This is a genomic window from Ruegeria sp. BHSB064 (genome assembly GCF_059613205.1).
The window spans coordinates 1-12,345 of the sequence record NZ_JBXWSB010000044.1 but is presented as its reverse complement, the minus strand read 5'-3'; the positions used below and the strand labels follow the sequence as shown (position 1 = coordinate 12,345).

12 protein-coding genes are annotated in these 12,345 nt (G+C 55.5%); 4 read left to right on the top strand and 8 right to left on the bottom strand.

Annotated features, from left to right (window positions below; all coding sequences use genetic code 11):
• Positions 1 to 3: 3 nt before the first annotated feature.
• Positions 4 to 747, top strand: a complete 744-nt coding sequence (locus AC2FNU_RS12255) for a heme-dependent oxidative N-demethylase family protein (protein ID WP_496788442.1) — start codon at positions 4 to 6, stop codon at positions 745 to 747.
• Positions 748 to 782: 35 nt separating this feature from the next.
• Here the strand turns inward: AC2FNU_RS12255 and AC2FNU_RS12250 are convergent, their stop codons facing one another.
• The 5 genes from AC2FNU_RS12250 to AC2FNU_RS12230 all read right to left on the bottom strand — a co-directional run bounded on the left by AC2FNU_RS12250 (position 783) and on the right by AC2FNU_RS12230 (position 5,302).
• Positions 783 to 1,694: a hypothetical protein gene (locus tag AC2FNU_RS12250; RefSeq protein WP_496788440.1), complete on the bottom strand. Its 912-nt coding sequence runs from the start codon at positions 1,692 to 1,694 to the stop codon at positions 783 to 785.
• Positions 1,695 to 1,893: 199 nt separating this feature from the next.
• Entirely contained in the window at positions 1,894 to 2,682 is a 789-nt protein-coding gene (locus AC2FNU_RS12245; protein ID WP_171185852.1) for a lytic murein transglycosylase, read from the bottom strand.
• 66 nt (positions 2,683 to 2,748) lie between these two features.
• Entirely contained in the window at positions 2,749 to 3,396 is a 648-nt protein-coding gene (locus AC2FNU_RS12240; RefSeq protein WP_496788438.1) for an MSMEG_1061 family FMN-dependent PPOX-type flavoprotein, read from the bottom strand.
• Positions 3,397 to 3,523: 127 nt separating this feature from the next.
• Entirely contained in the window at positions 3,524 to 4,930 is a 1,407-nt protein-coding gene (glnA, locus tag AC2FNU_RS12235) for a type I glutamate--ammonia ligase (RefSeq protein WP_496788436.1), read from the bottom strand.
• A 33-nt stretch (positions 4,931 to 4,963) separates the two neighbouring features.
• The gene (locus AC2FNU_RS12230) at positions 4,964 to 5,302 is read right to left on the bottom strand and encodes a P-II family nitrogen regulator (protein ID WP_050602105.1); all 339 of its coding nucleotides are present in this window, start codon (positions 5,300 to 5,302) and stop codon (positions 4,964 to 4,966) included.
• 169 nt (positions 5,303 to 5,471) lie between these two features.
• Between AC2FNU_RS12230 and AC2FNU_RS12225 the strand changes: the two genes are divergently transcribed.
• The 3 genes from AC2FNU_RS12225 (at position 5,472) to tig (ending at position 10,027) form a co-directional block, all read left to right on the top strand.
• The gene (locus tag AC2FNU_RS12225; RefSeq protein WP_496788434.1) at positions 5,472 to 7,076 is read left to right on the top strand and encodes an NAD(P)H-hydrate dehydratase; all 1,605 of its coding nucleotides are present in this window, start codon (positions 5,472 to 5,474) and stop codon (positions 7,074 to 7,076) included.
• Positions 7,077 to 7,384: 308 nt separating this feature from the next.
• The gene (locus tag AC2FNU_RS12220; protein ID WP_496788431.1) at positions 7,385 to 8,509 is read left to right on the top strand and encodes a porin; all 1,125 of its coding nucleotides are present in this window, start codon (positions 7,385 to 7,387) and stop codon (positions 8,507 to 8,509) included.
• A gap of 186 nt (positions 8,510 to 8,695) precedes the next feature.
• Positions 8,696 to 10,027, top strand: a complete 1,332-nt coding sequence (tig, locus tag AC2FNU_RS12215; protein WP_496788497.1) for a trigger factor — start codon at positions 8,696 to 8,698, stop codon at positions 10,025 to 10,027.
• Positions 10,028 to 10,126: 99 nt separating this feature from the next.
• On the opposite strand, the gene AC2FNU_RS12210 is transcribed toward tig, so the two are convergent.
• The 3 genes from AC2FNU_RS12210 to AC2FNU_RS12200 form a co-directional block, all read right to left on the bottom strand.
• Positions 10,127 to 10,981: an acyl-homoserine-lactone synthase gene (locus AC2FNU_RS12210; protein ID WP_496788429.1), complete on the bottom strand. Its 855-nt coding sequence runs from the start codon at positions 10,979 to 10,981 to the stop codon at positions 10,127 to 10,129.
• A 107-nt stretch (positions 10,982 to 11,088) separates the two neighbouring features.
• A complete protein-coding gene (locus AC2FNU_RS12205; RefSeq protein ID WP_496788427.1) occupies positions 11,089 to 11,790 on the bottom strand; it encodes an autoinducer binding domain-containing protein in 702 nt (233 codons plus the stop codon).
• Between the two features lie 236 nt (positions 11,791 to 12,026).
• Positions 12,027 to 12,345: lytic transglycosylase domain-containing protein (locus AC2FNU_RS12200; RefSeq protein WP_496788425.1), on the bottom strand; the 319-nt coding region annotated here is incomplete at its 5' end.

Sequence of the window (12,345 nt, the reverse complement as noted above, 5' to 3'; positions counted from 1 at the left end):
GTCATGAGGCAGATTCTGCAAAACACAATTCCATACGATGTCCGAAACCCGCGTGCCTTGCCGGGCATACAGCCGACGACATTAGATAACTGGCTGCATCAGGACGAGGCATTTTCTGGTCAGATGCAACGTCGTGAAGAGCTGCTTTTTAACCATCGAGACGACGTTCTGGCCCTTGATCCACAAGCCGAACCCGCCGCGCGCGAGTTACTGGATCTGGTGTTGGCCCAAGTCTACCCCTCAGCTGAGGAGACGGTTGTCAGGCCCGATGGTGCAATGGTTCCTATCGACCGCAGTCAGCCGTTGGATACGTTGTGCAGGCTGGTGCAGGAAGACTTCTGTATTCTTCAAAAGCACGGGGACGAGCATGTTCTGACCGGCGCGATCCTGTGCTTTCCAGCCAGCTGGCGCTTGTCCGAAAAATTCATGCGGCCACTGATCGACATTCACGTGCCAGTCGCAAGCTATGACAGCAATATCGCGAAGCGGGTACAGCGGCTGTTCGATGGTATTCAGCCCGGTCGTCCTTTGTGGCGTTTCAATGCCCTCTGGTACGAAGACCCCGAGCTGTTTCAGCCGCGCAGTGTCCACGCACCGCGGGAAATTCGGGACCGGCAAAAGAACTCTTATCTACGGAGCGAGCGGCAAACTCTATTGCGCCTGCCCAAGACGAATGCGGTCGTGTTTTCCATTCATACGTATGTTCTGGCTGCGCACGCGGTTGCAGAAATGGAAAACCCCGCCTGACGGCGGGGCCTCCAAGGAGGGTCTTGGTAATTTGGTTACATGCCCAATGCGTTTGCTACGTCGGCAAACGCATTGCTGGCATTCAGCGCGACAATCGCAAAAGTGAACACCAGCACTTGGGTGTTGAGACGGAAATCTTCGCCTCGGATCAGGTTGACTGCGGCCATTGACAGGGCGATCGGTGCAGAAACGCTGGCCAGAACGCCTGTCATACACCAGCTGCTGAGACGCAGAATATCGCTTGGTCGTTCGTCATCCGCCGCGACTTCGGCATTGGGTGCTGCCTGATCAGTCGGAGCCGCATCTTCGCTTCGGAAAGCGATGCTGAGCAATTGTTCATCCGTAAGCTGGATCGGGCGAGCTGTCGGAGCATGCAGGGCAGTGATGTTATCCTCAAGTTCGGGCATTCTGACACCGGCGAACTGACCCGTCAGGGACTGAAAAATCTGTTTTCTGTCTCGCGTTTCGCGACTTGGGGTCAGGGTGTCAAACGCGCTCATAAACTGTTCGACCGTCAGTACCGTGTGCGGCGAAAGCCATTCAACCCGCCGGGTCGAGCAGATGTCGACCATGCGATACAAAATGACCACCAGCATCAGTTCTGAGATTTCAGAATCATCCAGCAACGGCGACACGGGGGTGACTGACAGCACAAGCCGGTTCTGAGGATGCGAGACGCGGGGCTTTGTTATGGTTTTTAGCCCCGCGGCGCGATCCATGCGCTCGTAACGGTCTTCCTGCTCGGGTGTGCCTGTATCCAGCGTCAGCCGAACCAGATATTGGCTCGAGACGATGCTGGCCTCGGAATAGCTGAGCAGCGCCTTGCGCTCGACCAGATGGCCGTAGTCCTCAAGCGTTGTCGCAACGATGGTTCCAAAACGCTCGAGCGCGCCGGCTGCGTCACCATCAAATTGCAGACCGCCATGGTAGCTATGCTTCCGAGCCACTGCTTTGTCCTTATTCAAGCTTTGTTCGACAAACACTCTAGCAACCGTTCTGGGGGAGAATTTGGCGAAAAATGCAAAAAAACGAAATTTTCCTGCGATTGATTACACTTTGGAAACCAAGAAACTAAAGGCTTTTGTTTGTCACTGTGGCGGAAATGTGGCGAAAACGAGTGTGGTGCGTGTTTTCCGTGCGGCGACGCTATTGATCGATTCGGGCGGCCATGATGGCAATGGATTGCTGATACACAGAGGCCGCGTTCCACTGCTGCAAAACGCGAAAATTTGGTTCGCCGGGCTGGTAGCCGCGACCCGGTTTCCACCCTTTCTTACGAAGAAAATTCGCGGTCGAGGCCAGAGCATCCGTCATATTGTAGAAATCCACCCGCCGGTCACCGGTGGCATCGACCCCATAGGTCAGGGCATTGCCTGGCAGAAATTGGGTATGGCCCAATTCGCCATGTTTTGCCCCTTTTGTCGCCATTGTGATACTGCCCATGTCCACCAGTTTCAGTGCCCCAATTGCATGGGGAATAAAGAACTCGGATCGGCGACAATCATAAGCCAGAGTGGTTATTGCGGAAACAATCTGGCTATCACCCATGAAGTTGCCAAAGCCGGTTTCCATGCCATGAATGGCGATCAGCACACCAGCTGGCACACCATACTGGCGCTCGAAGGCTGCATAATAATTGGGGTTGGCGGCTTTGCGTTTACGCCCTTGCGCGACGATTGTGTCTGCCCCGCGAACCCGCATGAATTTGTCCAGCGAGTATTTAAAGCTTTTCTGATTGCGATCTGCCGCAATGGTGCGCGTTGCGTATTGTGTCTGCGACAGCGCTTGCAGCCCCTTTTTCTTGACCCCGGCTTTACGTGCCTGTTTCGCAAAATCGGCTTTCCACGCTTCAAACCCGGCGCTGGTGTTCCCGCAGGGCGCGGCCAAAACAGGCGAGGTCAGTGACAAAGCGAGGATAGCTGCAAGGCGAAACATGGGCACAATCCGTTTGAGATGAAGTCTGAAGCCAGCGTAGCGTGGAGCATAAGTTCGGAAAAGAAACTAGTAGAGGTCCAACTCTCCTTTTTCCTTTAGCGTTTCGAACCATTCGTCCGGGGTGGCCTTGATGCGCGCATGTTTCACCATCATGGCGTTCATGCTCGGCAGGTTCGACGCATCCGGCCACGCGTCGGGCTGCCACAAGTTTGAGCGGATGACGCATTTGGGACAATGCGCAAACGCCGTATGAACGTGGATCAGCAGCACCAGTTTGGGGGCGTGACCACCAACGGCCATTTTCTCAAGCAGCTGCGGGTCCGCGCAGATCCGGGCCTCGCCTCGTAGTCTGAGTGTCTCCATCTTGCCGGGAACAAAGAAAATCACGCTCACGCGCGGGTCTTTGAGAACGTTGTGGAAGGTATCCACGCGCTTGTTGCCCGGACGGTCCGGGATTGCGATCAGTGTTTCGGACAAGACCTGAACAAAACCGGCAGGATCCCCGCGAGGCGAAATATCCAAATATCCATCCGGGTTGGCCGAGGCGATCAGGCAAAAGGGCGAGGTAGCGATGAAGTCGCGGCACATCTGGTCCAGTTCAGAGAGTTCTTTGGCAATAATCTGCGGCAGAGGGGTGCCGGAAATCTGGCGCAGTTCTTTTTCGGATGTCACGAAATTTGAGTATTTCGAAAAAGGTGAAGTGCTGAAGGCCATACTGTTGTCTCCGGTTGGGAGTGTCTTATTGAGTTTGTTGAAACTCGAGTGACACGTCAAATCCTACCGGTAGAAAAGACAAGGGCGCCCGATTGGACGCCCTTGCAGATGTAAACCCAGGTCCGGTTTAGCAGCTGTAATACATGCCGTATTCAACCGGATGCGGGGTATGCTCGTAGGTTTCGACCTCTTCCATCTTCAGTGCGATGTAGCCATCGATCTGGTCTTTGGTGAACACGTCGCCCTGCAGCAGGAAGTCGTGATCCGAAGCCAGAGCTTCCAGAGCTTCGCGCAGGCTGCCGCAGACGGTCGGGATGTCCGCCAGTTCTTCGGCAGGCAGATCGTACAGGTTCTTGTCCATGGCTTCGCCCGGATCGATCTTGTTCTTGATGCCGTCCAGACCGGCCATCAGAAGCGCGGCAAACGCCAGATAAGGGTTTGCGGCCGGGTCGGGGAAGCGGGCTTCGACGCGCTTGGCTTTCGGGCTTTCGGTCCACGGAATACGGACACAACCCGAACGGTTACGAGCCGAGTAGGCGCGTAGAACAGGAGCCTCAAAACCCGGGATCAGGCGCTTGTAGCTGTTGGTCGCCGGGTTGGTGAAGGCGTTCAGGGTCTTGGCGTGCTTCAGGATGCCGCCGATGAAGTACAGCGCTTCGTCCGACAGGTCGGCGTATTTGTCGCCAGCGAACAGAGGTTTGCCGTCTTTCCAGATCGACATGTTCACGTGCATGCCTGTGCCGTTGTCACCCGCGATCGGCTTCGGCATGAAGGTCGCCGATTTGCCGTAGGCGTGGGCTACGTTGTGAATGACGTACTTGTATTTCTGCAGCTCGTCGGCCTGCTTGGTCAGACTGTCGAAGATCAAACCCAGTTCGTGCTGGCACGAAGCAACCTCGTGGTGGTGCTTGTCGACTTTCATGCCCAGACGCTTCATGGTCGACAGCATTTCCGACCGCAGGTCCTGTGACTCGTCGATGGGATTTACAGGGAAGTAACCGCCCTTGACGCCCGGCCTATGGCCCATGTTGCCCATCTCGTACTCGGTGTCGGTGTTCCACGACGCGTCAGTTGCATCAACTTCGTAGGATACCTTATTGATACTGTTCGAGAAACGAACGTCGTCAAACAGGAAGAATTCGGCTTCAGGGCCCATGTAGGCGACGTCACCAATACCCGATGATTTCAGGTAGGCTTCGGCTTTCTGAGCGGTGCCGCGCGGGTCACGCTCGTATGCCTCGCCGGTGTCGGGCTCAACAACCGAGCAGTGAACGCAGATGGTTTTTTCTGCGTAGAACGGATCGACATAAGCACTGTCGGTGTCAGGCATCAGTTTCATGTCGGATGCTTCGATCGACTTCCAACCGGCAATGGAAGAACCATCGAACATGAAGCCTTCTTCCAGAAAGTCCTCGTCGACCTGATCGGCCATGATGGTCACGTGCTGAAGCTTGCCGCGCGGGTCGGTGAAGCGGATGTCGACGTATTCTGCGTCTTCGTCCTTGATCAGCTTAAGAACTGCGTCCTTGCTCATTCTCTAGATTCCTCTGACTTGAAGATTGGAGGGTTATAGTGCGTCCGAACCGGTCTCGCCGGTGCGGATACGGATGGCTTGTTCGACGGGCGAGACGAAGATCTTGCCATCACCGATCTTGTCGGTCTTGGCGGCCGAAACGATGGCTTCGATGGCGGCATCGACCTGATCATCGTCCAGCACGACCTCGACCTTCACTTTGGGCAGAAAGTCGACGACATATTCGGCACCGCGATACAGCTCGGTATGGCCTTTCTGACGACCGAAGCCTTTGACCTCGATCACGCTGAGGCCCTGGACGCCCACGTCCTGCAATGCCTCTTTCACTTCGTCCAGTTTGAACGGCTTGATGATCGCTTCGATCTTTTTCATCCCGGCTCACCTTGAATGGTTGTCTCAGGGGCAGTGATCACGTCTAAGATCGGGCGGCAATGTGATTGCGGATTTGGGCAGGTTGGGATGCATCGAAATCTGGCGGCGTGCTAAATTATGGGCGTGTTGCTCAAAAAGTAATCAGAATTGAATCGAATGAGGGTGCGGGATGACGGAATTGCTGACAGCAGCGCAGATGCGGGCCATTGAGCAGGCTGCCATCGAATCCGGTGCGGTGACGGGTCTAGAGCTGATGGAGCGGGCCGGGCAGGGTGTAGTTGAGGCAATTTTCGAGGAGTGGCCGGAGTTGGACAGGCGAGGGGCCAGCCCCTCGCGCTCCCCGAGGTATTTGGGGCCAGATGAAGGGGATCCCTTGCGCGCTGCGGTCCTGTGCGGACCGGGCAACAATGGTGGCGACGGTTTTGTTGTAGCCCGGCTATTGCGGGAGCTGGGTTGGGACGTTGTGGTCTTTCTGTATGGCGACCCAGAGAGGCTGCCGCCCGATGCGCGGGTGAATGATGAGCGGTGGCTGGATGAGGGCGACGTTAATGTGTTCAAGGTCGACGCTGGCCCGTTCGATGCGGAATACCTCAAGTTTCCTAAGGACATTGATCTGGTTGTTGATGGGGCGTTCGGAACCGGTCTCACCCGACCGTTTACAGGTGTGTTTTCATTATTGGCAAATACAGAGACAAGAGCTTTGCTGCGGGATCGCGGCGTAAAGGTCGTCGCGATCGATACGCCAAGCGGCTTGTGCGCTGATAGTGGTCGCGTTCTGGGTAACGTCATTGTTGCCGACTTGACGGTCACGTTTCACAGCAAAAAGGTCGGGCATGTTTTGGGCGATGGTCCAATGTCCTGCGGTAAGGTGCAAACAAAATCGATTGGGCTAGAAACAGCGAAAAGCAACCAGATTGTCCAAATAGCTGCTGCCGACTGGGGGAGTTTGTCGAAGGACACAGAATGCCACAAGTACTCTCACGGCCACGCTCTTATCTTGTCCGGAGGGGTCGGTAAAACCGGTGCGGCGCGACTGGCAGCGCGGGGTGCGTTGCGGATTGGCGCGGGGCTGGTGACATTGGGTGTGCCGCCTGCGGCGGTGTTGGAAGTGGCCAGTCATACCACCGCGCTCATGTTGCAGCGCGTTAAGGGAAAAGATGGATTGGTCGAGGTTCTGGCTGACCCGCGCTTCAATGCCCTCTGTCTTGGGCCCGGGCTGGGAGTGGAACGCGCGCGTGAACTGGTGCCGGTGGCCTTGGCGGCGCGTCGTGCGACGGTGTTGGATGCGGATGCGTTGTCGGCCTTTTCGGACGACCCCGATGCTTTGTTCGCGCAGGTACACGAAAACTGCGTGCTCACCCCGCATGGGGGGGAGTTTGCGCGGCTTTTCCCCGACATTGCGGACAATTTGAAAGCTGCGCCGACAAAGGGCCCGGCCTATTCCAAAGTTGATGCAACGCGGGCGGCGGCAAAACGCGCTGGGTGTGTGGTTCTGTTCAAGGGGTCGGATACGGTGATTGCGGCACCTGATGGGCGATGTTCGGTCAACTTGGCGTCGTACGAAAGGGCGGCCCCCTGGTTGGCGACCGCTGGGGCTGGCGATGTGCTGGCGGGTTTCATCACCGGGTTGCTGGCGCGCGGATTTACACCGAAACAAGCCGCCGAGACTGCCGCGTGGCTGCATGTGGAATGCGCGCTGCAATTTGGGCCCGGCCTGATTGCCGAGGATTTGCCGGAACAGCTACCTGACGTGTTTAGAAAGATGAATATTTGAGTGTGTTGGCGGGGAATGGCCCATTCCTCACCGGATCGGCAGACTTCCGCCGATCGAACTTGCGTGCGTGCAGAGTGAGTGTTTGCCAGACGCACGGGCGGACGGCAAAGTTTTTTTGGGCACCTCCGAAACGGGCTGGCGGTGATGTGTTTAAGCAAATGAAATACATTATAAAATTCTCATAGCCTCTGCGTTCTGTGTTGCGAATTTGCAATTCCTTTACGAGACAGTGCGCGGGCATCTGGAACGTCGGTGCTCAATGATCAATTGGACGGGGTGTAACGCCCGAACCATCCATGGTGAGTGAAATGACTTCTAAAATCAAAACCCTTTCCGCTGCCGCTGCGCTGACTGCAACGGCGGCAATTCCTGCTGCAGCAGAGCTGAAATATGAAAACAACACCGGCGGTTATGTGCTGCTTTATGGACAACTGCACCCAGCTCTGATTTCGGTCGATGACGGGCAGGACACCGAGACGCGGGTCCTCGACAACGACTTGTCGAACAGCCGCGTGGGTCTGCGCCTTATGCAGCCTTATGGCAGCAATGAGTTCCAGTTTTGGTTCGAAACAGGACTTGGTCTGCCGGGTTCGGCGTCTGCCGATCAATTTGGAACAAACGCTGATGGCTGGAATCGAGAAGACATTCGTCATGTGGATTTCTCGCTGAAAGGTGGGTACGGCAAGTTTTCGGCGGGGCAGGGAAGTATGGTCGCTGACGGCGCCGCTGAGGTGGATCTGTCATATGTCGGTACAGCGCTGTATTCGTTTACCAACGACGAAAACGCGGGCTTCTTCTATCGCGACACGGCAGGACTGCTGAGCGGTATCACGGTTGGCGACAGCTCCAGCAACTTTGACGGCTCGCGCCGTGGGCGCGTGCGGTATGACACACCAACTTTCAACGGGTTCTCGGCTGGCTTTGCCTATGGGCAGAACATTCTGTCCAGCAGCGATGACGATGACTACTATGACGTTGGTCTTTTCTATGAAAACACCTTTGCCGGTGGTGTGGAATTCGCGGCAGCTGTTGCCTATTCGGTGCGCGACCGTGACGACAATTCCGGCGATCGCAAGGACACGATCGGTTCGGCGTCTGTCCTTCTGCCCAGCGGGTTGGGATTTACAATTGCTGGCGGTACGCGTGACGATGATCAGGCCGGGGCGACGGATCCGAATTACTGGTATGGCAAGATCTCATACGAAGGAAATTGGATCGCCTGGGGTAAGACGGGTGTCGGTGTAGATTACTACGACGGTTCGGATTTCAACAGCAACGGGTCGGACACCAAGGCCTGGGGTATTGCAGTTGTTCAGAAGGTCGAAGCGATCAACACAGATGTTTATCTGAAGTACCGCAACCACGACTTTGATGACGGCTCGTCCTTTGACAACAACGAAGCATGGGTTTTGGGCGCACGCTGGAAGTTCTGACGGCCAAGACTGATTTAAACACGAGCGCCCCGGTTTCCGGGGCGTTCTTTTTTTGGTGGATAGACGATCAAATACCGGTGGATTCTGGCTTTGCCCCTTGCACGTACGCTGCAGGGCAAATAGAAGGCGTCAAATTTGCCCGGCGCGCCCTTTTTGCGCGCCCCGAATCCTATGGGGACTACCATAATGCAGGTTACAGAGACGCTGAACGAAGGTCTGAAACGCGGCTACAACATCGTTGTGACCGCAGCCGAGCTGGACGACAAGGTCAATGAAAAGCTGACCGAAGCGCAGCCGGAAATCGAAATGAAAGGTTTCCGCAAAGGTAAGGTGCCGATGGCGCTGCTGAAAAAGCAGTTCGGTCAACGCCTGCTGGGCGAAGCGATGCAGGAAAGCATCGATGGTGCGATGAACAAGCACTTTGAAGACAGCGGTGACCGCCCTGCGCTGCAGCCCGAAGTCAAGATGACCAATGAAGATTGGAAAGAAGGCGACGACGTTGAAGTGGCCATGTCTTATGAGGCACTGCCTGCGATCCCCGAGGTTGACCTGAAATCCGTCGAGCTGGAGAAGCTGGTGGTCAAGGCGGACGACGCGGCTGTGGAAGAAGCGCTGAACAACCTGGCTGAAACCGCGCAGGATTTCAAAGCGCGCCGCAAAGGCTCGAAGGCGAAAGACGGCGACCAGATCGTTTTTGATTTCGTTGGCAAAGTTGACGGCGAAGAATTCGACGGCGGTTCGGCTGAAGAATACCCTCTGGTACTGGGCTCAAACAGCTTCATCCCCGGCTTCGAAGAGCAGTTGGTTGGTGTGAAGGCGGAAGAAGTCAAAGACGTCAACGTGACCTTCCCCGCGGAATACGGTGCCGAGCACCTGGCCGGCAAAGACGCTGTATTCACCTGCACCATCAAAGAGGTGAAAGAGCCGGTGGCAGCAGAGGTCAATGACGATCTGGCAATGAAGTTCGGTGCCGAAGATCTGGACGCTCTGAAGACGCAGATTTCGGAACGTCTGGAAGCAGAATATGCAGGCGCCTCGCGTGCCGTCATGAAACGTGCTCTGCTGGACGTGCTGGACGAGAAAGTGTCGTTCGACCTGCCGCCATCGCTGGTTGAAGCTGAAGCCAAGCAGATTGCACATCAGCTGTTCCACGAGGAAAATCCGGATGTGGAAGGCCACGATCACGGCGAGATTGAACCCACAGAAGAGCACACCAAGCTGGCCGAACGTCGCGTGCGTCTGGGCCTGCTGCTGGCCGAACTGGGCCAGAAGGCCGAGGTTGAAGTGACCGACGCGGAAATGACTCAGGCGATCATGAACCAGGCGCGCCAGTACCCGGGTCAAGAGCGTCAGTTCTTTGAGTTCGTGCAGCAGAACGCACAGATGCAGCAACAGCTGCGTGCGCCGATCTTCGAAGACAAGGTTGTCGACTATGTGTTCGAGCTGGCTCAGGTCAGCGAAAAAGACGTGAGCAAAGACGATCTGCAAAAAGCCGTTGAGGCGCTGGAAGAGGAGTAATCCTCTTCCGCCCATTCCCGAAGGGCATAAAAAAAACGGAGCCGCCTGCTAATCAGACGGCTCCGCATGGGTGGCTTTTGTACCTATGAGGTGAGGGGGTCAGGCCTCATGAGCAAAAGCACGGGGGGTTTGTAGCAGAGCAGTCTTCTGCTCTGGTGTGAACGTGTTCGAGAGCGTTTCGATCAGCCTCAGCACATCTTGCCGTTCAGCTTCTGTCTTGGCGGCGCTCATCTGTTCCACAAAATACTTTTCAAGATCAGTCAGTGGTTTGTGATCCTGATTGGCAGGGCTTTGTGCTGCGGCCTTCTTGGCTGCAAACAGGGCCAGTGCTTCGTCTTCGTCGATGAAGACATCGTTGTGAATGTCTGCAAACTCACGCAGTCCCGCGATGCGTTCGTCGGTACAATCGAGCAGAGCGGCCAGTGCATGAACTTTCCCCATTGGGACAGTTTTGCCGACATAGTCATACGGGGCGCAGTTCGACCGTTTCAGGACCCGATCCATGACCGGATCGATCACGGTGATGATGTCCTGGATACCGGCGTTCTTGGCATACTCCAAAGAGCCGATCATCAATTCGCAGGTTGCGTAAGAAACCGAGTTCTTTTCTTTGCCGCGAGTGAGACGCTGGGTGTCAACGCAAAAGCGTGTGGATTCCCACATGGTCGCGCTGCGCAGCGGTGCTTCGCCGCAAAGGATCGCCGAGAAGACATCCGACAACATGTGAGGGCCGGTGGTCTGGAGGGCACGCACGGCTGCGACGACATTCCCCTCATCGTCGAGTCCGATTACATATGCCGGGTCCAGATGATCGAACTCGTCGATTTCTTTTCCGTCTTCTATTTTAACGTCCCATCCGAGACGTTCGCCAAATACTCGCGCTCTCAACTCGAACATTTCGTCAAGAACTTCGCTGAACATGTGTCTGTTCAGGCCATCTACCACGATGATCATTTCTTCCCCCTTCGAGTGGTTGTTCGGTAAATACGACGTTACCGGTCTTGGGGGATTTTTCTATTGGGGGTTTCCCGTATTTTGGCGAAATTAAGCGCTTTTTTTGATTAACCTGGGGTAATTAGCCCAATCGCAATCGCGCGCCCAACAGCCTGCGGGGTGGTCAGGGCACTAAGCTTTTCCCGACTCGAACGCAAGTGTACTTCGACGGTCCGGTGCGAAATCGACAGAATATCGCCGATATCCTGCTGAGATTTGCCAGCTGCGACCCATTGCAGGATCTCTGCTTCGCGGGTCGAAAGGGTTGGATGATAGAGCGCGTTGGTCAGTTGATCCGATGAAACGACATTATCGTGAATGTGTACCGCCATGGATTGCAGATCGCTGATCACGTGGGTGTAGAGCTTGCGCCACTCTTCCTTGCTGCAGTCGCGGGTTGCGCTGAGCAGCCCAATATCTCCATACGGACCACGTACGGGGATCGTAACGCCTTGACTGGGCAGGCCAAAATCATGGGCGTCCCGGAATACACGCTGGAAATCGGGGCTGCGTTCAAGGCGGCTCCAATCCACGGGGGCAATACTGCGGCGTGCCATGTGGATGGTTGGGTCGATCATGATCAGACCCTGGTTCTGGTAATGCTCTGTCCACTCATCGTCATACGTGACAAAGCCAGCCACAGATCCAGCGGCGGGGTTCATGCCTGCATAAGCAGCATGGTCCATTTCATGCTTGTCACAGATTTGCCTTAGAAATTCGGTGTAGCGAACTTCTGAATCCGGCAGAGTGCTCAGATCGACAATTTCCATGCGGCGCCTACCAGCTGCGGCCCATCTTAACTGCCCGATGGTGTCGTCGAGCAAACATATAAACAGAGTGGAACCCGGTTACCTCACTCAACCAGAACATCATATTTTCTTAATCCTGACAAGCAGAGGCATCAATTGTCTGCGCTATTCAGGATATTGTGATATTCAATAGAACATTTTTGTCACTATCCCGCCTGAAGTGCTAATTTTCAGGCAAAAACTGACGCTAACTACCGTCAGGGCGCGGGTTTGAGCCCTGTTTCTACCAGCAATCCTCGCGCTTTGGCCTCGGGCCAATACCCTTTCGCATAAAGAAAGATCGCGCGTTGCTGGTCTCCGTCAGACAGCAGCCAGGCCCCGCGCAGGTACTTACCCGCGAATTCAAGGTTGGTCTCCGCGTCCAAAAGACCTTCTGCTTTACCTTTATATCCCATCGATCGTGCAGTGGCCGGAAGGATCTGCAGCAGCCCGTAATAGGGGCGATTCACGGCCCATGGACGGTGCGTGCTTTCACGGATGGCCAGTTTGTGGACAAGCTCACGCGGAAGCTCGTAG